The sequence below is a fragment of the Photorhabdus sp. P32 genome, from assembly GCF_038085095.1.
Lineage (GTDB): Bacteria > Pseudomonadota > Gammaproteobacteria > Enterobacterales > Enterobacteriaceae > Photorhabdus > Photorhabdus luminescens.
Map to the genome: position 1 here is coordinate 1 of NZ_JAZGJN010000281.1, position 25,670 is coordinate 25,670.

Genomic DNA, 25,670 nt, shown 5'->3' on the forward strand with positions numbered 1-25,670 from the left:
AAACTGAACTTGATTGTGCCCATCCTACTCGGCTTGGGAGAGAGGGATCAATGAGAATATCAATGGGTTAATCAGACAATACTTTCCAAAGGGAACTGATTTTAATGAAGTCTCTGATCAGGAAATAAATTTTGTGGTAAACCGATTAAATCATCGTCCCCGAAAAACACGGGGTGGGAAAACCCCGAATGAATTATTTAAGGGTATACGAACATGTTTACTTCCAGATTAACGATGTTGCACTTATTATGTGAATCTACCAGTTATTAAATTAGTTAACAAGATTTTCTTAAGTTATGAAGAAAATATTTATCATATAATTGACTTTATTGAAAATTCAAGTGATAAATAATAAACTTCTCTGTCCTATGATTTCAAATTATATCAAGTTTTTTATGAAGTTGATGATTTTTTACTATTAAATTGACAATCATCAAATATAGCTAAAATTGTAATCTAAAGCTACTTTTTTAGTCTATTAGACTACTTCATCTTGCATCTCTCTCACTTAATTAAAAATACATGATAATCAAACATTCGACCAAGCGATTATAAGACAAAATATTTCATTTACAATCTCATTTTTATTATGAATAAATCACACTGGCAATTAAATAATAAGATTAACTGATAATTATAACTCAAATTAATTAACAATACGCTTTCATATCCGCAACACAAAGTTAAAGCAAAGATCTAGTGCTAATTAAATAATCAATATCTTACTAACATGGAAAAATAAATTAAGGTCAAAGCAATCTTATTTTTCTATTCCTTTATCAATAAAACCAAATCTCCCTTTGACAAAACTACCTCATTAGATCAATGTTAGCTACCATCAGCCCGATACTGTATGAGAAGGGGAACCTTCGTGTTACTTGCCTTAAAAACCCGCAATACAAAAAGTTGTCCACCGCATTCTGTCATTTCCAAGCGCTCTTTTCCATTTTCTTGTACCGCTTATCTGACCATAGTCTGGCGTTGGTTCGATACCAGATTGAAGAAAAACGGATTACCTGCAATGCTATTATCGCTGCCGGTAATCAATCAAGCTCAAGCCAGTCATTTTGTCAACTTTCAATCTATTGATACCAGCCTGTATATGCAATTTGAAAATCGAGTCGATCCCAAAAAAACGATTTCACCGATTTTAGAGGCTTTCGGCGACTACAGTATCGGCGATATGTACGTCTATAGTATTTGGCAAAACTCGCTGCAAAATGATTATCAAGGTGACAAAAGTACCTACTACTATAAATTTGTCCCCAGAGTAAGTTTGAGTAAAGTCACTGATAATGACCTCTCTTTTGGGCCGGTAAAAGATATTTTATTCGCCCAATGGGTTGCGAAAACCAAGGGGATAGATTACGACTATTTCCCCGGTATCAGTATTGACTGGCAAGCTAGCTGGATTAGCTGGTTACGGACAATTTTTTATTTTGAGAATAATGCCAAAGGAAGCTGGAATGATCAGCGAATCCACATCGACTACGGAATTCCCTTCAATAACCGTTTGGGTGATTTCCGAGTTGTCGGCACTTTCGATTATACATTAGGTTTACATGGACAACCTGAAACTATCGATTTCAAACCAGAGTTGCATTATGATTTAGGAAAATCCCTTGGTCATCAACCCGGTCATTTATGGATTGGCATTGTTCTGAATCCAATAAAAAATAAATATAAAATAAGAGATACACCTTATTACCGAACCGATCAATTTAGCTACGGGATCTCTATTCGGTACAGTTTTTTCTGATATCTGAATAAAATATCAGAAATTTTTTGATGGCCTTTCATCCTGATGGAGTCAAGATGCTCACTCAACATGACCACCTCGGACGTACTTATCAGTGGCTCCTACTGATACTTTTGGGTTTGGTTTACTTTCTGGTCACCGCAACCACATTTACCTCGTTAGGCGTTGTGTTGCCTAGCATGATCAAGGAATTACACTGGAGTTGGACTGATGCCGGTCTGGGGTTCACGTTACTTGGTCTGTCATGTGGACTGTCCAGTTATCTTCCGGCAATGTTTATTCGCCGTACAGGTGTCCGCGCCACGTTACTGATCGGTACACTCACTTTTATTACTGGCTTTTACATCCTCTACAACACTCACAGTATCGCGGCCTATTTTACCGGTACCACATTATTAGGCATCGGCTTTAGTCTTATGGCTACGGTTCCCGGTACTTATGTCATTAGCCGACTTTTTAAAAAACAATCGCTGGCTTTTGGTATCTATTTCACCATCGGCGGATTAGGGGGCGTGGTCGGTCCGTGGATCTATTTCCTGGCAACAGTATTTTGGGAAAACTGGCGTATGCACTGGGTAATTTCCGGGATATCACTTACCCTGATTAGTTTATTAACCATTTTATTTATGCGCGAAGGTAAAAAGGAAAACGCCCACGCTGAAAGAATTAGCAAAAACCAACAAGACCAGCTCCCTTCCAGTATCTATCGTACCAAGGAAATATGGAATGTCCGGCAAGCACTGCACACCTGGCAATTTTATGCCATTGCAGCCGCTTATACCTCTTTTTTACTGTGCGGGATAACTGTTAATAGTTTTGCAGTCGCCCATATTACTGAAAACGGATTCAGTGAATCTGTCGCAGCTTCTTCGCTCAGTATCTTGGCGTTTATCAATGCATTCTCACGATTTGCAGGAGGCGCTGTTGGTGAATGGCTCGATCCCAAAAAATTGCTTATCGGCAGTCTGTCGATAATTATCTGTGGCCTTATCGCACTTAGCGTCGCCACCTCATGGACATTTTTAATCCTGTTCACTGCGTGTATTGGTATCGGTTATGGCATGACCTTTCTGGCATCCAGCATATTGCTGTTCAATTATTTTGGCCGCACGCCCTATCTGGAATTGTTCTCAGTGATGAATTTAATCTCCACTATTGCATGTTTCGCACCTTTCCTGGTGGGAGCCATTAAAGATTACTCAGGTAGTTTTACACCGGCATTTCTCATTATTGCCGTACCAGTGTTTACCATTCTGATCGTCACATTTATGATGCAACCACCACTACAAATAGTGCAGAAACATTCTGACAACAACACTTTGCTTAACTAAATTTAAAAATAAAATAGCCTAAAAAGGCATTCCTTATACTTATAACAGGCAAACAAGGAATTAATATGGCAAAGAAAGAATTCGGTGTATTTCTACCCATAGCGAAAGGTGGATGGATTATTTCTAAAAATACCCCTCCACTCGATGCTTCCTATCAGCAAAACCGTGAAGCGGCTATTCTGGCTGATCAAATTGGCTTGGATTTCATTATGTCCATGAGTAAATGGCGCGGTTTTGGCGGCGCAACGGAGCATTGGGGCTGTTCGCTGGAATCGGTTACGATGATGGCTGGCATTGCCGAAGTCACTCATCATGCCCGGCTTATCGCAACCATGCATGCCGGGCTGCATAATCCCGCCGTGACAGCCAAAATGATTGCGACACTGGACCAAATTAGTCATGGACGCGCCGGGCTGAATATTGTCTCTGGCTCCTTCAAAGACGAATTTGAACAGATGGGGGAATGGGATAGCAATTTAGATCACGATCAACGTTACGCAATGACCGAAGAGTGGACTCAATTGATCAAACGGCTTTGGAGTGAGAAGCAGGTTAATCATCAAGGAGATTACTTTAATTTCAAGAATTGTGTTTCTGAACCTAAACCTGTTTCCGTTCCACGCCCTTATTTAGTCTGCGCCGGCCAGTCAGAATGTGGGCTGCGTTTTAGTGTGCGTAACACCGATGTGTGTTTCATTGGTGGTAAAGATGAAGAAGAAACGCGACAAATCAGTCTGATGGCTAAACGTCTTGCAGCCGAATACGGCACAACCACCAAAACCTTTTGTATGTGTACGATTATTTGCGCTGAGACAGATGAAGAAGCTGAAACGCTGGCTGAGTTCTATCGTGATGGTCTGGATATAGACGCAGTGAAAAGCATGATGCACAGTTTTGGCGTTGATGTTGGCGAAAAAAGCAATGCGATGGTTGAAAGATCCCAAAACGCTTTTATGACCCACACAGCTATCGGCAACCCGGAAACATGCCGCAAACAATTGTCAGATTTATTGCATGAATGCGAACTGGATGGGGTTATGTTGATCTTCCCTGATTATATTAAGGGGTTAACCACTTTCGGTGAGAAAATCTTGCCACAAATTAGGGCAGAATTTACCTAAATAACAATAATCAGCCAATAAACCTGGGAATGGGCTCGCCACATTTCGACGAGCTTACCCATTCCCTGAACGTCTGCTTAACCCTGAACTCGCCGGTACAATCCCGTCCCTCGCAACAATCGTATCCCCAACCAACTCCCACACAATGAAAGTAACAAGCTGCCAATTATTGGTAGTAACAGCCACATCTGCCATTCTGGTTGCCACGGAAAATCAAATACCTTGGTCTGCAATAACCAAAGCGCAACTTCAGCGCCAAGTGCCGCAGTAAAACCCGCCATTAACCCAAGCAAAGCAAATTCATACCAAAGTGTACGACGTAGTAACTGCTTACTGGCTCCCAAGGTACGGTAAACCACCAGTTCAAGTTGCCGTTGATACATCCCGACCTGAACCTGCGCCAATAACAGTAATGCGCCACAGACCATGACCAACCCCACCATGACTTCCAATGCCTTACTTACCTGTTGCAAAATACCCTGAATTTGCTTAATCATCGTGCCGGTATCAAGCAGGCTCAAGGTTGGAAACTGACGATTAAGATCCGCCAGCAGGCGACCGTCTCCCTCATAATGGAAACTGGTCAGCCAAGTTTGCTGCTGATTCTCTAACGCTTGTTTCGGGAAAATAAACAAGAAATTTGGCCGCAAACTTTCCCAATCCACCAGCCGAATACTGCTAACTCTGGCGCTGAATTGCTGCGTATCGCCACTAAATGTTAGCTTATCGCCGATTTTAATTGCTAAACGCTCTGCAAGACCCTGCTCAATAGAAACCTCATCTGCTTTTGGCGGCCAATGGCCCTCCATCAGGGTATTAAATGGGGGTAATTCCTCTTTCCATGTCAGGTTCAATTCCCGCTGTACCGTGTTGCTATCCGATTCTCTGGCCTCTGCCCACGCAATGGCTGACTGACCATTAATTTCCGTCAAGCGAGCCAGTACCACGGGATAGAATGCCGAAGGTTTAACCTGATATTGAGCCAGCAAATGTTCTACTTGTGGAATTTGCTGTCCAGTCATATTAATCAAAAAATAGTTTGGACTGTCTGGCGGCAATTGCTGCTGCCAACGGTCAAGCAAGTCTCCTCGAACCACCAGCAACAAAGCAAATAACATGAATGATAAAGAGAAAGCCGACAATTGAGCCACTGTCTGAAACGGCTGTCGCAGTAATCGATTAACCGCCAGGCGAAAACTGAGTTGACGAAGTTTCAGATGACGTAATAACCACAATCCTCCCCAACCAAACACCGCCAGTAATAGCGCAACCATCACCATACCAGCCAGTAACGCCCATAACATAGGCTTGGTTCCAACCAACAGACTCAGTCCGCTAATGACTACCAATACCGCTAACGGCAGGTAATAGCGCAACGGCCAGACAGGTGCGATAACATCATCACGCAACACCCGTGATGGTTGGGTTGCCATTAACTGCTTGTACGGACGGATTCCCACCAGTAAGGCGATAATAGATAACGCGCCTAACGCCCAGATCCACGGCCAGAATCCTGCTGCGGGTAATGTTTTCGGCAACATAGGCGCCAGAATCTGCACAAGCAGATATTCAAACATCAATCCCAGAAACGACCCCACCAGCGCCGCCGCAATCAATATCACTAGCCATTGCCCAATCACCCATTTACGCAACGTCCAACGCCCCGCGCCAAGTGTTTTAAGCACAGCAATCAAATCATGGCGGCTACGGCAGTAGTGAGTCATTGATACCGCTACCGCGGCGACAGCGAGTAATAATGTCAGCAAAGCCGATAACAACAAGAATTGCTGTGCCCTTTCAATAGATTTTGCCAGCGCCCCACTATCCTGTTTTAAGGTATACCAGCGCTGATCCGCTTTAAGTTGGGGATCAATAAGCTGCTGATACTGATAAACCGTTTCTTTATCACCCGAAAACATATAACGATAAGTCAGACGACTGCCAGGCTGAATCGCCCCGGTAGATTGCGCATCATCAAGATTAATCAAAATCCTTGGTGCAATCTGAAAGGGATTGAAACCACTATCAGGTTCCTGAATTAATTCTCCGCTCACCTTAAGTGTGGTATCACCCACATCGAGATTATCCCCCACTTTGATTTTCAACAATTCAAGCAAACGAGGCGCGACCAGCACGGCGCCTTTTTCCGCTTTCAAACCCGGCGGATGGGTTTCCAGCTCCCCATACAATGGATAGTTATGGTCCGCCGCTTTTACATTAGCAAGTTGCGGAATATCCCCGGCATAAGTCATGGTGGTGAAAGAGAGCTGGCGACTCAATTTTAATCCCATTTTTTTCGCCTGCTGTAACCACTCATTGTCTACCGGATAAGCAGCACGCAGGACTAAATCCCCCGCCAGAAAATCCCGACTTTGGTAATGCACACTTTGATCAATGCGATCGCTTATCCTTCCTAAAGCCAGCACACAAGCTACCGCCAAGGTAAGAGATATCCAGACGATCAGTAAAGCAGGAGTACGCCATTCGCGCCAAAACCAACGCCAAATCATCTTTCTTCCCTCAATTTGCCATCAATCAACCGCAAACAACGTTGACAACGGGCAGCTAGTCGACTGTCATGAGTGACCAGAATTAATGTTGTGGCATAATCACGATTTAGAGAAAACAGTAAATCAGCAATACGATCACCGGTTTGTCGATCCAGATTGCCTGTTGGCTCATCAGCAAACAGAATTTTAGGCTGGCTGCTGAATGCCCGTGCCAATGCTACTCTCTGTTGTTCACCGCCAGAAAGTTGCGCCGGCATATGTTTCAAACGTTTCCCCAATCCCAGTTGTTCAAGCAATTCAACCGCCTGTTTCCTGCTATTATTTTCAGATTCGCCACGTAATAAAGCAGGAAGTTGGACATTCTCCAATGCATTTAACGTCGGAATTAACATAAATGACTGAAAGACAAAACCGACATTTTCAGCCCGTAGTTGCGCTCGCTGCTCTTCATTCATCTGGCTTAAATTATGCCCCAACAGCCGCACTTCGCCGTCACTGCCATCATCTAACCCGGCAATAATGCCAAGCAATGTGGATTTACCCGAACCCGATTCTCCCACCAAAGCAATAGTCTGTGCAGGCTCGACAACCAACTCGACTCCCTGCAATATAGTGATCTTATTTTCTCCCTGACCAACGTGCTTACTAAGATGCTGAACTTCAAGAATACTCCCCGTTACCATTTACTTTTCCTTCTATTAGTGATGCTATTTGGCGCCAGAGCGACTGCGGCTGATACCCTTCTGATTCTCGGTGATAGCCTTAGTGCCGGTTACCATTTGCCTGTTGAGCAGTCATGGCCTGCTTTGATGGAAAAAAAGTGGCGGAAATCCGGTAATAAAATCACGGTCATCAACGGTAGTATTAGCGGTAACACCGCTGCTCAGGGCCTTGAGCGGCTACCTGAACTACTTAAACAACATAAACCCCGTTGGGTACTGATAGAACTGGGCGCCAACGATGGACTACGCGGTTTTCCCCCACAACAAACAGAACAAGATCTGCAACAGATTATTACTTTAGTGAAACAAGCCAATATTCAGCCTTTATTGATGCAGATCCGTCTGCCGCCAAATTATGGACGCCGTTATACCGAATCTTTTGCCAAGATTTACCCCAAACTGGCAGAACATAATCAAATTCCCCTGCTGCCGTTTTATATGGAGCAAGTCGCTATTAAACCGGAATGGGTGCAACAAGATGGATTACATCCTAATCTGGCAGCCCAACCATTTATCGCCGATTGGATGTCTGACACACTATCAGCACATCTTAATTATTCTTAAGTAGTAAACTATTAGTTTCAACAAATTGATGTCTATAAGCAGGTAAAGTTATGCAAAAGTCAGTTCTTATCACAGGCTGTTCCAGTGGAATTGGTCTGGTGGCGGCCAAAACACTACATCAGCGGGGCTACCGAGTATTAGCAGCCTGCCGGAAACCCGCAGATCTACAGCATATGCGCGAGTTAGGACTGGAACCTATCGAATTGGATCTTGATGACAAAATGAGTGTTGAACGCGCCGCCGCCGAGGTCATCAGGCTAACCAATGGCCGCCTTTACGGACTGTTTAATAATGGCGGATTTGGTATTTATGGCCCGCTCAATACTATCAGTCGTGAACAACTGGAACGACAATTCTCTACTAATCTATTTGGCACACATCAACTTACCTGCTTATTACTTCCTGCAATGCAACTTCATGGTGAAGGCCGTATTATCCAAACCAGTTCAGTTATGGGATTGATTTCAACCCCAGGCCGCGGTGCTTACTCAGCCAGTAAATATGCTTTGGAAGCATGGTCAGATGCGTTGAGAATGGAATTAGCCGGAACAGGAATTAAAGCTTGTCTGATTGTCCCTGGCCCGATAAAAACACGTTTTACAGAAAACGTGAATCAAACGCAAAGCGATAAACCGGTCAAAAACCCTAGGATCGCCCGCCATTTTACCCTAACCCCCGAAGCCGTTGTGCGCAAACTGATTCATGCTCTGGAAAGCCCGAACCCCAAATTACGTTATCCAGTAACTTGGATAACCCACGCCGTCACTATTATGCGCCGGATTTTGCCAGGAAGAGTAATGGATAAAATACTGAGTAAACAGAGTGGTACAACTTGAAAGTTAAGAAAATAACCTCAATCTATTTAATCATACCCTGCGACAACCAAATTTAAGAGACTAATTATATGTTACCAACTTCTATTGGAATTAATGTTAACGAAAGCAACCTGCATCAAACCGTTGAGCAGTCTATGACTGTGCCAGTTTTATTTTATTTTTGGTCTGAACGTAGCCCTCATTGTCAGGAATTAGGCATAACGCTGGATAAACTGGCAGCCGAATATGCAAATCAATTCATATTGGCAAAAGTGGATTGCGATAAAGAGCAAATGGTCGCTGCACAGTTTGGCTTACGCGCCATTCCTACGGTTTATATTATGCAACAAGGTCAACCTGTAGATGGCTTTCAAGGGCCACAACCTGAAAACGTTATTAGAGAGATGCTTGCTCGTGTATTACCGAAGCCGGAGGAGTTGAAAGCCGCTCAGGCTGAGGAGCTTATCGCCGAAGGAAAACATCAGGAAGCATTACCACTATTGAAAGAAGCCTGGCAATTAGCCCCCAAAAACAGTGGAATTGCACTTATGTTGACCGAAGTGCAAATTATGCTCAATAATATAGCAGAAGCCCAGGAAATTCTGAGTGTTATTCCATTACAGGATCAAGATACTCATTATCACAGTTTACTGGCTCAAATTGAGTTACAAAAGCAAGCGGCGGATACACCAGAGATCCAACAATTGCAACAAGAGTTCGCCATTCAACCGGAAAATGCAGAGCTGGCTGTTAAGCTCGCGCTAAAACTGCACGAAGTTAGCCGTAATGAAGAAGCTCTGGAATTATTACTCAGCTTCCTGAAAAAGGACCTTTCTGCTGCCAACGGCGCAGTACGGAAAACTATGATGGATATTATGTCTGCAATGGGGACCAGTAATACTCTGGCTTCGAAATACCGTCGCCAGGTTTATTCTCTGCTTTACTGATTTATTTAATTGTAAGGAATTGTTATGGATTTATTCGCTTTTGGTGCCGTACCTATTCTGATCTTCATTGCCGTGGTTATTGTCTTTACTTGCGTAAAAACAGTGCCGCAAGGCTATCAATGGACGGTAGAACGTTTCGGCCGTTATACCCGAACTTTATTACCGGGTTTGCATATTATCGTCCCTTTTATCGATCGCATTGGCCGTAAAATTAATATGATGGAACAAGTGTTGGATATTCCTTCACAGGAGGTGATTTCCCGCGATAACGCCAATGTTACCATTGATGCAGTCTGCTTCATTCAGGTTGTCGATCCTGTTCGGGCTGCTTATGAAGTCAGCAACCTTGAACTCTCTATCATCAATCTGACAATGACCAACTTCCGTACCGTTTTAGGTTCAATGGAACTGGATGAAATGCTGTCACAGCGTGATTCTATCAACAGTCGTCTATTGCATATTGTTGATGAAGCCACTAACCCGTGGGGGGTGAAAATTACCCGTATTGAAATCCGTGACGTGCGTCCACCAAAAGAGTTGATCTCTGCCATGAACGCCCAGATGAAAGCAGAACGTACAAAACGTGCTGATATTCTGGAAGCGGAAGGTATCCGTCAGGCAGCTATTCTGAAAGCAGAAGGCGAAAAACAGTCTCAAATTCTGAAAGCAGAAGGGGAACGTCAATCGGCATTTCTCCAGGCAGAAGCACGTGAACGTGCCGCCGAAGCAGAAGCTCGCGCAACCAAAATGGTGTCCGATGCGATTGCTGACGGTAACATGCAGGCAATTAACTACTTTGTTGCCCAGAAATATACGGATGCACTGACCAGTATTGGCGCCTCCGATAACAGCAAAGTCATTATGATGCCTCTGGAAGCAAGCAATCTGATGGGTGCGATTGGCGGTATTACTGAATTGATTGGCGAAAGCAAAAAAGGTAAATAACCATGATTGCACAGATTGCGGCTCAAACACCCTGGCTCTGGTTCTCTTTTGGCGGCTTACTGTTAATTGCAGAGCTTCTGGGAACCGGCGGCTATCTGTTATGGACGGGGATAGCCGCTATCGTTGTTGCGTTTGTCACCTGGCTGTTACCAGGAATAGATTGGGAATGGCAAGGCGTTTTGTTTGCCACTCTGACGCTGCTTTCTGCAATGCTATGGCGCTACTGGTTACGTCGCCGCCCATCAAAAGGCAGCGATGCTCTAAACCAGAAAGATCACCAACTCATCGGTATTCGGGCCAAGCTGATTACTGATACCGAAAATGGCTACAGCCGGATCAAACTGGCTGATGGAAGCTGGCGGGTTCACTGTGATAGTGAACTACCCGCCAATACCGAAGTAGAAGTGATCGCTGTTGATGGCATCACCCTAAAAGTAAAGCCAGTCAGTTCTCAGTGATGAGAGCAACAACCTGATAAATGATCTATGATGGGGCAGGCCGCCCCATCATCTCCAGGGCACTCTTCCGCCAAAGATAACAATTTACTTCTCATTTTCTGCAACTCTTCAATCGCCTTTTCTATTTCAGCCGCTTTATGCAATGTTGCCGCTTTTACATCAGCGCTGTGACGATTAGGGTTGCGAAATAACACTAAGAATTCACGGCATTCGTCAAGTGTAAAACCGACCTGTTTTGCCTGACGCAACAGCGTTAGTTCATCAATATGTTTCTGCTGATAATAACGGTAGCCGTTATCTCCCCTTTCCGGCGGTGTAATCAGATCTTTTTCTTCATAAAACCGGATAGCTTTGCTGGTAAGACCGGTTTTTTGGGCAATCTCACTGATGTTCATTTTTTCCCCTTGACCTTACCCTTGCGGGAAGGTTTAACCTTCGCAACAAGTCAGAAACTCACTTGAACTGTGTAGATATTCATCACCAATTATCACACAGCTGTGAAGAATAATTACATCACTATGTGTTAGGAGTTTTTTTATGTCATACACAACTATTTTAGCCTTACAGGGGCTTTCCTGTATGCACTGTGTTAATCGTGTGAAAAAAGCGCTAGACGATCGTACAGATGTGGAACAGGCAGATATTACTATTGATTATGCCAAAATAACCGGCGAAGCCTCTGCTGAATCATTAATTGAAACAATTAAAGCAGCCGGTTACGACGCGATAATCGCCAACCAGCCTGATGTTGAACTGACACTCTCTGGCTTGAGTTGCATGCATTGTGCAGGTACGACACGTAAAGCGCTGGAAGCCGTAGAAGGTGTTATCGCCGCAGATGTGAATACTGAAACGGCTAAAGTTTACGGTAAAGCCGATGTTGATACTCTAATTGCCGCCGTTGAGCAAGCGGGTTACCACGCAAAACTGACTTCTGGTCAAAACTGCCCAAAATCTGAGCCGCTGACATTATCTGCCTCAAACAGACCGGAACCTTTGGCAGCGGCAACCTCTTCTGTTCCGGTTGAAAAAACTGACGCTTCCGTTGTGAGTGATAGCAATGAGAGCATCCAGTTGTTGTTGGACGGCATGACTTGTGCCAGTTGCGTAAATAAAGTTCAGAAAGCATTACAAGGTGTTGCTGGCGTGGAAAATGCCAGAGTGAATCTTGCTGAACGCAGCGCTTTAATTACCGGCAATGCCTCACCGGAGGCATTGATTAAAGCAGTAGAAAAAGCTGGGTATGGCGCGGAACTAATTCAGGACGAAACAGAGCGGCGTGAACGCCAGCAACAAGTTTCCGACGCTAATATGCGTCGTTTTCGTTGGCAGTCAGCATTAGCCTTGGTCGTCGGTATTCCCGTGATGGTGTGGGGCATGATCGGCGATAATATGATGCTCACACCTGAAAACCATACTATCTGGCTGACTATCGGCGTTATCACGCTGGCGGTGATGATTTTTGCCGGTGGTCACTTCTATCGCAGTGCATGGCAAAGCCTAAAAAACGGCAGTGCCACAATGGACACATTAGTGGCACTGGGAACAGGAGCAGCCTGGCTTTACTCCATTAGTGTCAACCTATGGCCAGATGTTTTTCCACCACCAGCCCGTCATCTCTATTATGAAGCCAGCGCGATGATTATTGGTCTGATCAACCTAGGCCATGCTCTGGAACAGCGTGCCCGTCAGCGTTCTTCAAAAGCACTGGAGCGTTTGCTAGATCTGACACCACCGACTGCCCGTGTGGTGACAGAAGATGGTGAAAAAGAGATGCGACTGGCGGATGTCAAACCCGGCATGACGTTACGTCTGACAACTGGTGATCGCGTTCCCGTTGATGGTGAAATCATTCAAGGTGAAGTTTGGATAGATGAGGCAATGCTCACCGGTGAGCCAATTCCACAACAAAAATCCAAAGGCGATAACATTCATGCCGGTACGACGGCGCAAGACGGTACCGTGCTGTTTACTGCTGCCGCAGTTGGCAGTCAGACAACATTAGCTCGAATTATTAAACTGGTCCGTCAGGCACAAAGTAGTAAGCCCGAAATTGGTCAGTTAGCAGATAAAATTTCCGCCGTATTTGTTCCCGTTGTTGTCGCCATTGCCCTGATTGCCGGTGCTATTTGGTATTTAGTGGGGCCAGCGCCACAAATCATGTATTCATTGGTCATTATTACTACCGTATTGATTATTGCCTGCCCCTGTGCCCTTGGGTTGGCAACCCCTATGTCAATTATCTCTGGTGTCGGCCGAGCGGCAGAATTTGGGGTACTGGTTCGGGACGCTGATGCACTGCAACAAGCTAGCACATTGGATACCATTGTTTTCGATAAAACCGGTACGCTGACGGAAGGTATGCCTCAAGTGACTGATATCCATACTTTCAATGGGTATAGTGAACAAGAGGCTTTACGTTGGGCTGGCGCACTGGAACAAGGTTCTAACCATCCATTGGCTAAAGCCATTCTTGCCAAAACCGCAGGACTGACGTTGCCACAAGTTGAACAATTCCGCACTCTAGCTGGACTCGGTATTAGTGGTGAAGTGAATGGCACAACACTGTTGCTAGGTAATCAAGCATGGCTAGAACAAAATCAAGTTGATACGCAGGAATTAAAACCACTGATTGCGCAACAAGCAGAACAAGGCATCACACCAGTTATTCTGGCCGCAGGAGGGAAAGTTGCGGCAGTGCTGTCAATTCGTGACCCACTACGTGAAGATACGATTACTGCATTGAAACGATTACATCACCAAGGTTACCGTTTAGTGATGCTAACCGGTGACAACCCGGTGACTGCCAATGCGATTGCAAAAGAAGCAGGTATTGATCAAGTGATTGCGGGTGTATTGCCTGATGGCAAAGCTGAGGCGATTCAGAAACTGCAAGCAGCAGGTCGCAAGGTTGCTATGGTGGGGGATGGTATTAACGATGCTCCTGCCCTAGCGCAGGCTGATGTGGGCATTGCAATGGGAGGCGGCAGTGATATCGCCATTGAAACCGCCGCAATAACACTGATGCGCCACAGTCTACACGGTGTGGCCGATGCGGTTGAACTGTCCAAAGGCACTCTACGCAATATGAAACAGAACCTATTGGGCGCATTTATCTACAACTCGTTGGGGATTCCCATTGCAGCCGGTGTGCTCTATCCCTTTACCGGAACCCTGTTAGATCCGGTGGTAGCAGGTGCAGCAATGGCGCTCTCTTCAATTACGGTAGTGAGTAATGCTAATCGATTACTAAGGTTTAAGCCTAAAACCACGAAAATGAGTTAGCTTTAGCGATATTGGGGTAAATTGTAAAAATTTGTCATCCCTGTACTCTTTACACTTTTACCCCATCATCCATCGCCAATTCGCGGACAAATTACTTCAGTTATAACCACTTATGCCGGCTGGCTGCGATCAACGCAGCCCAACTATCGGGCGGATTTCCTCTTCCTAGCATCTTCTCGAAGACCGAATAGGGATCGGACTTACTACCTTCCGAACGCAAGGTCTCCTCATCGTTGACCCAAGCATACACAATGATCCTAGCCCTAGAATCATAACGGAAGAACAAGCGGAACCTTCGACCAATCTTAGCTCGTCGCCAGTGGCGATAGGCTTCTCCTAAGGTGTTACCTTGCCGATACTCGTCCCGAGAAGGATCACTTGGTACCACATCCAGAATCAATTTGCTCAACGCCCGAAACAGCTTGACACTAGAGTTGCTCTCGAACCCGTGTGGGTCACTCTGCTCGGCCCTTTTTACTGCATCATGCAGCTTCTGAAGCTGTTGTATCACACATGAGTGATATAGCAGTGTCCATCCATGTCTTTGCATCAAATCACAACATCTCCGTCAATATTTTCACTCAGATCGATAGCGTGACCAGCATTGTACTGCATAGCCTCTTCCAATTCTTTAGGTAAACCACTCACATGGTGCCCAACCTGAATATCCTCAGACAATAGATCAAGGAATGCCCCAATGACAGGATCTTCATGCTCAATTCCTACACAGGTCACGACTATCTCACCATTACACAACTCAAAGGCCAACTTACTACCTGTACCAATACCTAATGCCTGACGGATAGACTTAGGTATCGTTATCTGACCTTTGGAAGTCAATGTTGCAAATTCATAGATAGATGTCATAACAAATCTCCAATTATCACTTTCATCAAAGTGTAAGGAATAATCCTTACATCGTCAAGATAATCTAGTTTAGGTTTATTTCACTTTAACGGTGAACACCAATCTACTGACTCTCTATACCAAAAGACTGTGATAGTTGCTAAAAGGCTAGCAAGGTAAATGGAAGGAGCAAAAAAAATCTCCTTGTATACTGATAGTAGTAAAGGAACATTCTATGGAAATAAATAAAGGTACAGCAGAAGTACAGCTATAATATTAGCCTGAGATAGCCGCCTTAAAAATACAAATGCTAAACCGGAGCACAAATGGGACGACTGATTAAACACCTTACTAATATATTGGGAATCAATTCTTTCCACCGTTATCCCTATCCCGCTCACGATATTACACTAGCAGGCGATAGACATTTGCATCTGGTAGGCAGTATTCATATGGGGACGCAGAATATGTTCCCACTTTCAGAAATATTGATAGAACAGCTTAATCAATCCGATACCTTAATCGTGGAAGCAGATATTACTCAGGCAGACTCCCCATTTCATGATGAGTTTCAATCATATCACCGTATCGAACAACGTTTATCTCCTGAGATGTACCAGAATTTTCAGGACTGTTGCAATGAAATACAACAACAGGAAGAATTCCTCAATTTATTACCCTCATGGCAAATCGCCTTAATCTTACAAGCTGGACAAGCACAAAATCTTGGATTGCATCCCCACTACGGTATTGATTATCAGCTCCTGAATGCAGCCAAAGCTCAAGGGAAAACGATTATTGAACTAGAAGGGACTGAATCACAAATTAATTTACTTAATCAAATTCCCAATAACGGCCTGCCGCTACTGGAAGATACATTAACTCATTGGCACGCAAATGCCCGCGCTTTACAAACAATGATCAGTTGGTGGATGGATTACCAACCTGAACAACAAGAACATGCTTTACCAACCACTTTCAGTAAAGAGATATACCAACTATTGATGACTGAACGTAATAAGCAATGGAATAAGCGCTTACGAGAATTACCTGCCGGTCGATACCTCGTTGCTGTTGGCGTTTTGCATCTATACGGTGAAGGGAATTTGCCCCAGATGCTGGCAGAAGGGCAGGATTAAAAAAAGGCCAATATTACATATACTGCTATAATAATATTGGCCCGTCAAAGAGGAATAACCTGTCATTTTCGTTATTCTTAGTTCGGGATATTACCTGTTTGTATACAAGCAACAGAGCCGTAGTCAGATTATCAATTCCATCATTCCATTTCATCCTTTATCCTTAATTACAAAATCATCCTATGTAATGAAATTATGACACCTGCGATCATTTTGTTAGAGAAACAGAAAGTCACCTTTACTCTTCATACCTATGAACACGACACAAATGAGCATAACTTTGGTGATGAAGCAGTGAAGAAATTAAGACTCAATGCCAAGCAAGTATTCAAAACTTTGCTGGTTGCACTTAATGGCGAGGCTAAAAATTTGGTGGTAGCCGTCACCCCCGTTTCAGGTGAACTGGACTTAAAAAAGATCGCCAAAGTTTTTAAAGTCAAAAAGGCAGAGATGGCTGATCCCAAAATCGCCCAGAAAGTGACAGGATATCTCGTCGGCGGGATCAGCCCGTTAGGACAGAAAAAACTCTTGCCAACGGTTATTGATAATCAAGCGCAACAGTTCCCAACTATATTTATCTCTGGTGGTAAACGAGGGTTAGATATTGAATTGGCGCCGTCTGATCTCTGTGGGTTAGTAAAAAGCAACTTCGCTGATATCGCAAAAGTTTAAACTATTACCCAAAAAGGGCTGCCAAAATTGCAGCCCTTCCGATTTATCTTTCCGTCAGGGATTATTGATAAATAATTTCACCCTTTGGCTCATAATCAGCCGCTTTCAGTGGTGAATGCTTCTCGATATAATCCTTTAAAACTTCTGCATCAACAAAACCGGTATTAACATAAGTTGGATAATTATCAACACGTGGATAACCATCCCCACCGATAGCGTTAAAGTCAAGCATTGCCATACGGTAAGTTTTATTTGGCTCTAGTGGTTTTCCACCAATTTTTACCTCTTTAACACCTTTACCATCAGCAATCAGGCTAACATTCACAAACTGTGCATAAGCACCAGAGTCCACCTTCATATTAGCAATCGCCGCCAGATATTGTTCAATTTCGCTGCCTTTCATATCAACGTAAACCAATGAGTTGGCAAATGGATGCACTTTCAATACATCTTTATAAGTGATATCGCCTGATTCAATTGAATCGCGAATGCCGCCGCCACTCATAATCGCGAAATCAGCGTCAGTACGTTCCATCATGGCAGAAAGGACAACATGGGCCATATTAGTCTGAACAAAACGAACTTTGCTGCGATCCCCTTCCAATTTACCCTCAATAGACCCCACTTTTACATTAAGCTGTTTATCACCTCTATCCTGATATGGCGTCAATAACCGCATCATTTCCGGGTCTTGGGCAATTCCGTGAGTATAGTAAACGCGCTCAGTAGAACCATCTCCCTTCTGTATTTTCTTTTTGAGGTTAATGGGGATCAACTGATAGTGAGTTAGCTTTAATTCACCATTACGAAATTGAAAATCAGCTCGACCAACATATTTCCCCCACTCATGAGCCTGGACAATCCAGGTACCGTTCTGGCGATCCGGTGAACATGGCGTTCCCGGTACATAATCGATCTGCTTATAATTTTTATTTTCCGCAGACATACAGACCGGATCTTGTGAGTGACCACCGACAATCATATCCAGATAGCCCGCAGGCAAACTGCGAGCCATTTCAACATCACCCGGCGCATTAGAACCATGATTACCATCGTCATAGTGTCCCATATGGGTTGCGGCAATAATCACATCTGGCTTTTCATCTCTCTTAAGTTCTTCAACCACCATTTTGGCTTCTTTCGCAGGAACACGAAATTCAACATCAGGAAAATTAGCCGGGTTACCAATTTTCGCCGTATCATCAGTCGTCAGGCCAATAACCGCAATTTTCACGCCTTGTTCATCGAAAATAGTATAAGGCTTGAACAAACGTTTGCCGGTGCTGGTCTGGTAAATATTGGCCGACAGAAATGGAAAATTCGCCCATTTTTCTTGTTGACGCAGTATTGATAGAGGATTATCAAACTCATGGTTACCCAATGCCATTGCATCATAACCCACCAAATTCATGCCCTTAAAATCAGGTTCGGCATTTTGCAAATCAGATTCTGGCACACCGGTATTAATATCTCCGCCGGAAAGCAGTAACACACTACCACCTTTTTTCACGACCTCTTGACGGATTTCATCAACTACCGTTTTTTGAGCAGCTAAGCCATACTCGCCATAATCGTTATGCCAAAAATGACCATGATGGTCATTAGTGTGCAAAATAGTAATGTCATAGGTTTTGTCTTTCTCCCATGCATTTGCGATTGCTGGAAGTAATGCTACAGATACAACCAAAGCACAAGCTGAGGTCTTGAACGAGAGTTTCATGGTATATCTCCATGCTTTTTTTAGTGAATTGCCATGCAAAAACAGCTTTAAAAGCCAACAAGGCGGGATAAATTGATCATTTCTTGAGATAGGTTATGTATGTTATGCAGTTATTAGATATCGAACATGTTTTATTTCGTGTTTACGAGTGTACTATAAAACTATATCCAAGATAGTAAAAAATCAACTCTCTGACTAATATGTATTAAAATTCAACGAATAACCAATATATTGGCGATATGATTAAGATAAGTTGGCTGCGAATATGAGTGAACAGAGCAATACTACTACAGTCCCATCTCACACAAGAAAAACCAGGAATACCGTTTTTACTATTCTTGGCGCAATCAGTATTTCACACTTATTGAACGATATGATCCAATCGCTGATTCTGGCGATTTATCCTTTACTACAATTAGAATTCAATCTCAGTTTCGTGCAAATCGGTATGATCACGCTAACCTATCAGATTACTGCCTCTTTATTACAACCACTGATAGGTCTCTACACTGATAAACATCCACAGCCCTATTCATTACCTATTGGAATGAGTTTCACTTTGTCCGGTCTATTACTGCTGGCCTATGCCAACAATTTCCCGTTAATTCTATTAGCATCTGCATTAATTGGAACAGGCTCTTCGGTATTCCACCCGGAATCTTCGCGCGTAGCACGTATGGCATCCGGCGGCCGCCACGGATTAGCCCAATCTCTTTTTCAAGTTGGCGGTAATTTTGGCAGCTCCCTTGGACCTTTATTAGCTGCTGTGCTCATTGCGCCCTATGGCAGAGGCAACGTTGGCTGGTTCTCCCTAGCAGCATTACTCGGTATCATCGTGCTGCTACAGATCAGTAAGTGGTATAAGGCTCAGAATTACATCAAGAAAAATCAAGCTAAAACTGACCTTGCCGTCAAAGTTTTATCAAGAAAAGCCGTGATAGGTTCCTTGGTTATTTTGCTAATCTTAATATTTTCTAAATATTTTTATCTCACCAGTATCAGTAGCTATTATACTTTTTACTTAATACACAAATTTGGCATTTCCGTACAAAGCGCTCAGTTTCATCTGTTTATTTTTTTATTCGCAGTGGCAGCAGGAACCATTATTGGCGGACCGCTTGGAGATAGGATCGGCAGAAAGTATGTTATCTGGATATCTATCCTCGGCGTTGCACCTTTTACATTAGTTCTGCCTTACGCTTCTCTTTACTGGACAAGTATTCTATCAGTGATTATTGGTGTGATTCTGGCATCTGCGTTCTCTGCAATCCTGGTATACGCTCAGGAACTTATTCCAGGTAAAACCGGGATGGTATCCGGCCTGTTTTTCGGGCTGGCTTTTGGTATGGGAGGTATTGGCGCAGCGGTACTTGGCGATATTGCAGACAGAACAAGTATTGAACTGGTTTATCAGATTTGTGCTTTTCTGCCGTTACTTGGCATATTTACCGCTTTATTACCTAATATAGAAGATAAGAACTAGAAAAATCACCATGCAACCCCACATAGAAGTTAATTTTTATGTGGGAATAGTGCTTATTTACCTCATAAATATTCAAACAGAGCAACGAAAATACCTGTTACGGGTAATTTAATCCTTTCAATCCATATTTTTTGATGTTTTACTCATTTTTTTAGCGAATTTACCTCGAATTATCTATAAAATACCGTTACACCTACCTCTTCACTCTGCTATTTAATAGCCTTAGCAAGAAGGAGTTTTAATGGAGCACTCGACACCACTTATCACCACTATCGTTGGCGGGTTCTTTATCGCTTATCTGCTTGGTATGCTGGCACAACGCCTGAAAATCTCACCGTTGGTTGGTTATCTTACTGCGGGAGTACTCGCTGGTCCTTTCACTCCTGGTTTTGTCGCTGATGCATCACTGGCCCCCGAACTGGCAGAAATTGGTGTCATCTTATTGATGTTTGGTGTCGGACTGCATTTTTCACTCAAAGATCTGCTAGCAGTAAAATCCATCGCTATCCCCGGCGCTATTGCACAAATATTGGTCGCAACTCTATTCGGAGTAGGGCTATCAACAATATTGGGTTGGGAATTATTTAGCGGTATCGTCTTTGGCCTCTGTCTATCAACCGCCAGTACCGTTGTCCTGTTACGAGCGCTAGAAGAGCGTCAACTGATCGATAGCCAACGAGGTCAAATAGCTATTGGCTGGCTGATTGTCGAAGATCTGGCGATGGTGCTGACTCTGGTATTACTGCCTGCGGCTGCCGGTATTCTTGGTAATAAAGAAGCCAATATCGGGCAGTTAATTATGGAACTCGCCATGACCGTCGGCAAAGTTATCGCTTTTATCCTGCTGATGATTGTTGTTGGCCGCCGTCTAATCCCGTGGGTATTGGCAAAAACCGCGAGTACCGGCTCCAGAGAACTATTTACCCTCGCTGTGCTGGTTATCGCCTTGGGTATCGCTTATGGTGCCGTTGCTCTGTTTGATGCCTCATTCGCACTAGGGGCGTTCTTCGCCGGTATGGTATTAAACGAATCAGAACTCAGCCACCGTGCCGCCCAGGATACGCTGCCGCTCAGAGATGCTTTCGCCGTATTGTTCTTCGTTTCTGTCGGCATGCTGTTCGACCCAATGGTCCTCATTCAACAGCCCCTATCGATACTGGCAACGTTGGCAATCATTATTATTGGTAAGTCCGCTGCTGCAATGTTACTCGTAAAGATGTTCGGCCACTCACGCCGGACCGCGTTGACAATTTCAGTCAGTTTGGCGCAAATCGGTGAATTTGCCTTTATTTTGGCCGGTCTTGGCGTTGCGCTTGGCCTGCTTGATGCCAATGCCCGTAACCTTGTTCTGGCTGGCGCGATTGTTTCCATCATGCTAAACCCAGTTCTATTTAGCCTGTTGGATCGCTATCTGGAAAAAACAGAAACTATTGAGGAACAGTTACTGGAAGAAACGCTGGAGGAAGAGACGCAAATTCCTGTCGATATCTGCGGTCACTCTATCGTTGTCGGCTACGGACGTATCGGCAGCTTGCTATGCCAACGCTTGCAGGAAAAAGAGATCCCTCTGGTTGTTATTGAAAACACCAGAGCCAAATTTGAGGAACTTGGTGAAAAAGGTATCAGCGCAGTCATGGGCAACGCCGCCAGCAAAGATATTATGTCACTGGCACGCTTGGATTGCGCCTGCTCCCTTCTACTGACCATTCCTAATGGCTATGAAGCAGGTGAGATTGTTGCTAGTGCAAGAGAGGCGCGCCCAGATATTAATATTATTGTCCGAGCTGACTATGACGATGAAGTTACCTATATCACAGAGCGTGGGGCTAGCCACGTCATTATTGGCGAGCGTGAAATTGCCAAAACAATGGCAAGTGTATTAGCCAACAGTGAACAAGGCTATCCAACTGAGCCTCCCCCCGCGTCGCCCTTTTCGCCATTACTTTGAGAAAACGCGACTATTGACGGAGTAATTCCCTATTCATTACCGAGTAGGGCTTTCCCTTCTATCCTATAGTGAACCACTGAACCGCCCTTATCACTTTAAATACCAGTGATAAGGGCGGTTCAAAGGGGAAAAACTTTTAGCTAAAGTCTCGGTCTACTCAATTCTGTACAATAAAAATCAATCGGATTATCAATTAATCCTTAGCCCATTCAAAACAAGACTCAATAACTCATTGAGGTAAATGTTTTTTATTAATTAGGGAGGGTAAATACCATGCATAGAATTTTTTGCATTACTTAACATGATCATGGTATTTACCCAGCTAAAATAGAGATACTCTACACAATCTCAGCTACCTTCAACCACTATTAGCCTAAAATGAAAAAGCCAATCAATCGGAAGGTTGCAATATTAAACATCTCATTACGTCAAAGATATAAAACACCTCTCATTGACGTGTAAAACATCGAGACTGAGAAAACGCATAACACTAAAGAAGCAAGACGATAAAACAAATCAGGTTTTAATCCCCCTCTTCCCAATTTTCCTATATATAACATTTTCCCAACCCCCACCCAAATCAAGGAAATAGGTAATAATGCACAGACAAAAACTGTCATGCATGGAATGTATTCCGACCACAAAGTAAATGCAGTAAGAGGAAATGCATATGTAGCAAACACAAAAGCCTTAGGATTCAACAGAGTGGTAAATAATACCGTGTTAAAATGGACTTTCGCTCCGTCTTTATCTAATGAGAAATGCCACACTTTAAAGGCAAGATAAGCAATATATGTCGAAGCGCAAACTTTTAAGGCGACTAGTGACCACACAAAAGTTTGCGAGGCTGTAGATAAAAATAATCCCCACAAACTAATTGCTGCTATATAACCAAATGCCTCAGCTAATATCAGCCTGAGTGTACTAATAAAACCATGTGAATATCCAGATGATACCAAAAGAGTATTTGTTGGTCCTGGCATAATTAAGACCATACTCACCATACTGGCAATTCTTATATAATCGTAGTAACTATTCATAGTATCCTCAATGGCTGTTATGCATAATAGTTAATTATTTGAAATATAATAGGAAATTTTCAGTAAAAAATTTCATCATGCTCCTCCCTCTCTTTAAATTGATAATAATAAGTCACGGTCATTAAATACCATTACTTTCACTTAATAGCTATTAACTTTGTTTTTTCTCTAAATGTTAGTAATCTTAATAACTCCAATTCAGTAATAAAAGATACAAAAAATCTTTCCTAATATAGGCAACAAAATAAAATAATTACAGAAAATAAAAAGTATTTCGCTAAATGATCCTTCTAAGTTATCAATTATCGCCAATACCTTTCTATCTAAATTAGCATCATAAAACATTAATTTATATATCAATACTATACAAAAGATATGAAATTCCGTATCAATCTGGGGAATATTCCTAAAATATAGCAGCTATAATCCATATATAACTAATATCATTTCTATATATGATCAATATCTTTTTAATATATAAAGAATATCATTTCAATACACATCCAATATCATTTCAACATATTACTAATGAAGGAATGTTTTCTAACCAATCATCTTGATTATAATTAGTAGAATCAACAATTGGAAAATCAGTTTCAAGATTTTTAAAAATTGTGATTCTAGTTCAAATTCATACTTTATCTTCTCCCCCATAAAATAAATATAAAAATTAGAGAAATAATTAAATCGGCATAGGATGGGTTGGTAACTTTAACGACATCTAGCTATATTAGCAATGCGCCATCATGTTGGATTTTTATATATAAAACAAAAGGATAATTTAAATATAAAAAAATACAGAGAATTCTATTTGCATATTATTGCTATTTTAGTGATATAAATATTCTACTCCAGAATATTTATACATATTATGTGAATTTATTTAAACAAATATATAAACAATCACGAAATACTTTGGATTTTATAAATTCAACGAAAAACAATTACTTTTAACAAGATTAACCCAAACTACCATTTACAATCTTAATCAATGATCTTATATCTAAATTTCAAGCACCGTATTAATTTATACGGCGCCAAAATTTTAGAATTATCGTTCCCAGTAAGATTCTTCCAAACTATCTTCCTTTTCAGGCAAACCACGGCTTAATCGTGGGGAATGCTGACTCAGTACCTGATAGCTAACTCTATTAGCATATTTACACACTTGAGCAAGTGATGAATATGTCAGATATGTACGGATGTGTTTACTGGAATTAGGCACATTCATTCTATGGTGATTGTTGGCCGTTATATCATGCAATAAAGCAGATAAAGCACCATCGCCTGCCCCATTGGTATTCATGATTTTTTCCGGCCCCCCCATATAAGGTTCAATATGGGAATAAACTTTCATCGGGATTCGGCAATCAGATTTACGCATAGCGCGGCTGAACTCATAACGGTTAAATTCAGCAATAGCTCCCGGCAACAATGGATGGGTTGTCTGACGTGTGTAATCTTTTTCCGTATAACCTGCCATATATAATCCAGCCGGACCAGCGGTACACAGAACTAAATCAACCCAATCCAGCGCCATATTGGAAGCCAATAGGGGATCACTGAAACCAGTAAGCTCATAAGCTTCATCTTCATTCATTGCCAAAACAGAAATATTCTCAACTAGAAAATCACGCCACCATTGTGGATCATCGGCAATAACATATTTTGTCCCCAGTGTCAGAACGACAGGTACACTATGCTTTTTCGCATATTCGATGGCTTTCATAGTTGCTTCCGGCATGGGTTCTCCCGGTTTACAACGAACCAAGTAAGCGGTCAATACCAAAGCAGAAGCTTCAGCAATAATCTTCTCAGGAATACTTTCCGGTTTAAGTTGATTCATTTGCCCAGGACTGATGGCAAAAGTCCTCTCGCCATTTTCCGTTACTAGCGTAAAACAGCGGCCAATTGCACCATCCACACCTTGTAAATAGTTCAGATCAGTACGGCTAGACGTGTTACATAAGTAACGGTAAGCATAGCTGCCAATCTGAATATTATTACACATAGTACCCAGTAAAACGGAACGATCATCGGCAAGAACCGAGTAATTATGTAAAGTATTACCAATAGTGCCGCCAGCAAATTCATGGCTAATAAGATTATTATCAGTAAGTTCTTTATACAGGGTTTCAGCCACATCATCTTCAATAACTAATGAATGCCCTTGGCTGAGGTTATAGCGCTGGATAAAATCCTCATCTACTTTCGCTTCAATATCTACTAATATCTGATCGATACCAACGATATAAGCTCGGTTATTTTCACCGTCCATCATCTCTTTAATTGGTTGGAGTAAAGGATCACGCAGACTGACGGGAAAATAGTGTTTTGATTTACGTTTACCAGGGAATTTCATTTT

General features: G+C 42.8%; 21 protein-coding genes and 1 pseudogene. 14 read left to right on the plus strand and 8 right to left on the minus strand.

Annotation, left to right across the window (positions count from 1 at the left end; all coding sequences use genetic code 11):
* Window positions 1-25: 25 nt before the first annotated feature.
* The 4 genes and pseudogenes from V2H77_RS16415 to V2H77_RS16430 all read left to right on the plus strand — a co-directional run.
* Window positions 26-232: pseudogene (locus V2H77_RS16415) on the plus strand (transposase); the annotation flags it as partial.
* Between the two features lie 639 nt (window positions 233-871).
* The gene (locus V2H77_RS16420) at window positions 872-1,759 is read left to right on the plus strand and encodes an outer membrane protein OmpK (protein ID WP_341499666.1); all 888 of its coding nucleotides are present in this window, start codon (window positions 872-874) and stop codon (window positions 1,757-1,759) included.
* A gap of 56 nt (window positions 1,760-1,815) precedes the next feature.
* Complete coding sequence (locus tag V2H77_RS16425) at window positions 1,816-3,090, plus strand: MFS transporter (protein WP_341499667.1); 1,275 nt, start codon at window positions 1,816-1,818, stop codon at window positions 3,088-3,090.
* A gap of 65 nt (window positions 3,091-3,155) precedes the next feature.
* A complete protein-coding gene (locus tag V2H77_RS16430) occupies window positions 3,156-4,211 on the plus strand; it encodes an LLM class flavin-dependent oxidoreductase (protein WP_341499668.1) in 1,056 nt (351 codons plus the stop codon).
* Between the two features lie 77 nt (window positions 4,212-4,288).
* On the opposite strand, the gene ybbP is transcribed toward V2H77_RS16430, so the two are convergent.
* Both ybbP and ybbA read right to left on the minus strand, forming a co-directional pair.
* Window positions 4,289-6,721, minus strand: coding sequence for a putative ABC transporter permease subunit YbbP (gene ybbP, locus V2H77_RS16435; protein WP_341499669.1), 2,433 nt, complete (start codon window positions 6,719-6,721; stop codon window positions 4,289-4,291).
* Entirely contained in the window at window positions 6,718-7,404 is a 687-nt protein-coding gene (gene ybbA / locus V2H77_RS16440) for a putative ABC transporter ATP-binding protein YbbA (protein ID WP_341499670.1), read from the minus strand. Before ybbA ends, ybbP begins: the two co-directional genes overlap by 4 nt.
* On the opposite strand from ybbA, the gene tesA reads away from it, so the two are divergent.
* The 5 genes from tesA (at window position 7,375) to V2H77_RS16465 (ending at window position 11,172) form a co-directional block, all read left to right on the plus strand.
* Window positions 7,375-8,007, plus strand: coding sequence for a multifunctional acyl-CoA thioesterase I/protease I/lysophospholipase L1 (tesA, locus tag V2H77_RS16445; RefSeq protein WP_341499715.1), 633 nt, complete (start codon window positions 7,375-7,377; stop codon window positions 8,005-8,007). The two genes, ybbA and tesA, sit on opposite strands and share 30 nt — an antisense overlap.
* Window positions 8,008-8,057: 50 nt before the next feature.
* Complete coding sequence (locus V2H77_RS16450) at window positions 8,058-8,843, plus strand: SDR family oxidoreductase (RefSeq protein WP_341499671.1); 786 nt, start codon at window positions 8,058-8,060, stop codon at window positions 8,841-8,843.
* Between the two features lie 68 nt (window positions 8,844-8,911).
* Window positions 8,912-9,769 carry a co-chaperone YbbN gene (locus V2H77_RS16455; RefSeq protein WP_265512717.1) on the plus strand — a complete coding sequence of 286 codons (858 nt, stop codon included), beginning with the start codon at window positions 8,912-8,914 and terminating at the stop codon, window positions 9,767-9,769.
* A gap of 24 nt (window positions 9,770-9,793) precedes the next feature.
* Window positions 9,794-10,714 (plus strand): SPFH domain-containing protein, encoded by a 921-nt coding sequence (locus V2H77_RS16460; RefSeq protein ID WP_036775200.1) that lies wholly within the window; start codon window positions 9,794-9,796, stop codon window positions 10,712-10,714.
* Between the two features lie 2 nt (window positions 10,715-10,716).
* Entirely contained in the window at window positions 10,717-11,172 is a 456-nt protein-coding gene (locus tag V2H77_RS16465; RefSeq protein ID WP_341499672.1) for an NfeD family protein, read from the plus strand.
* Here V2H77_RS16465 and cueR read toward each other — a convergent pair.
* Window positions 11,166-11,567: a Cu(I)-responsive transcriptional regulator gene (gene cueR, locus V2H77_RS16470; RefSeq protein ID WP_341499673.1), complete on the minus strand. Its 402-nt coding sequence runs from the start codon at window positions 11,565-11,567 to the stop codon at window positions 11,166-11,168. The genes V2H77_RS16465 and cueR overlap by 7 nt on opposite strands.
* Before the next feature lie 142 nt (window positions 11,568-11,709).
* Between cueR and copA the strand changes: the two genes are divergently transcribed.
* The gene (gene copA / locus V2H77_RS16475; RefSeq protein WP_341499674.1) at window positions 11,710-14,457 is read left to right on the plus strand and encodes a copper-exporting P-type ATPase CopA; all 2,748 of its coding nucleotides are present in this window, start codon (window positions 11,710-11,712) and stop codon (window positions 14,455-14,457) included.
* A gap of 100 nt (window positions 14,458-14,557) precedes the next feature.
* Here the strand turns inward: copA and V2H77_RS16480 are convergent, their stop codons facing one another.
* Together V2H77_RS16480 and V2H77_RS16485 are read right to left on the minus strand one after the other, a co-directional pair.
* A complete protein-coding gene (locus V2H77_RS16480) occupies window positions 14,558-15,007 on the minus strand; it encodes a type II toxin-antitoxin system YhaV family toxin (RefSeq protein ID WP_265378763.1) in 450 nt (149 codons plus the stop codon).
* On the minus strand, window positions 15,007-15,324 hold the full coding sequence (locus V2H77_RS16485) for a type II toxin-antitoxin system PrlF family antitoxin (protein WP_265378762.1): 318 nt from the start codon (window positions 15,322-15,324) through the stop codon (window positions 15,007-15,009). Before V2H77_RS16485 ends, V2H77_RS16480 begins: the two co-directional genes overlap by 1 nt.
* A 305-nt stretch (window positions 15,325-15,629) precedes the next feature.
* On the opposite strand from V2H77_RS16485, the gene V2H77_RS16490 reads away from it, so the two are divergent.
* On the plus strand, window positions 15,630-16,442 hold the full coding sequence (locus V2H77_RS16490) for a TraB/GumN family protein (RefSeq protein ID WP_341499675.1): 813 nt from the start codon (window positions 15,630-15,632) through the stop codon (window positions 16,440-16,442).
* A gap of 195 nt (window positions 16,443-16,637) precedes the next feature.
* Window positions 16,638-17,114 (plus strand): Cys-tRNA(Pro)/Cys-tRNA(Cys) deacylase YbaK, encoded by a 477-nt coding sequence (gene ybaK, locus V2H77_RS16495; protein ID WP_341499676.1) that lies wholly within the window; start codon window positions 16,638-16,640, stop codon window positions 17,112-17,114.
* Between the two features lie 61 nt (window positions 17,115-17,175).
* Here ybaK and ushA read toward each other — a convergent pair whose 3' ends face one another.
* The gene (gene ushA / locus V2H77_RS16500) at window positions 17,176-18,834 is read right to left on the minus strand and encodes a bifunctional UDP-sugar hydrolase/5'-nucleotidase UshA (RefSeq protein ID WP_265378759.1); all 1,659 of its coding nucleotides are present in this window, start codon (window positions 18,832-18,834) and stop codon (window positions 17,176-17,178) included.
* Window positions 18,835-19,099: 265 nt separating this feature from the next.
* On the opposite strand from ushA, the gene V2H77_RS16505 reads away from it, so the two are divergent.
* Both V2H77_RS16505 and ybaL read left to right on the plus strand, forming a co-directional pair.
* Window positions 19,100-20,317, plus strand: coding sequence for an MFS transporter (locus tag V2H77_RS16505; RefSeq protein WP_341499677.1), 1,218 nt, complete (start codon window positions 19,100-19,102; stop codon window positions 20,315-20,317).
* Between the two features lie 241 nt (window positions 20,318-20,558).
* Window positions 20,559-22,265 (plus strand): YbaL family putative K(+) efflux transporter, encoded by a 1,707-nt coding sequence (ybaL, locus tag V2H77_RS16510; RefSeq protein WP_341499678.1) that lies wholly within the window; start codon window positions 20,559-20,561, stop codon window positions 22,263-22,265.
* A 428-nt stretch (window positions 22,266-22,693) separates the two neighbouring features.
* Here ybaL and V2H77_RS16520 read toward each other — a convergent pair whose 3' ends face one another.
* The gene (locus V2H77_RS16520) at window positions 22,694-23,305 is read right to left on the minus strand and encodes a LysE family translocator (protein WP_341499679.1); all 612 of its coding nucleotides are present in this window, start codon (window positions 23,303-23,305) and stop codon (window positions 22,694-22,696) included.
* Between the two features lie 1,051 nt (window positions 23,306-24,356).
* The gene (locus V2H77_RS16525) at window positions 24,357-25,667 is read right to left on the minus strand and encodes an inosine/guanosine kinase (protein ID WP_265378755.1); all 1,311 of its coding nucleotides are present in this window, start codon (window positions 25,665-25,667) and stop codon (window positions 24,357-24,359) included.
* Window positions 25,668-25,670 lie beyond the last annotated feature (3 nt).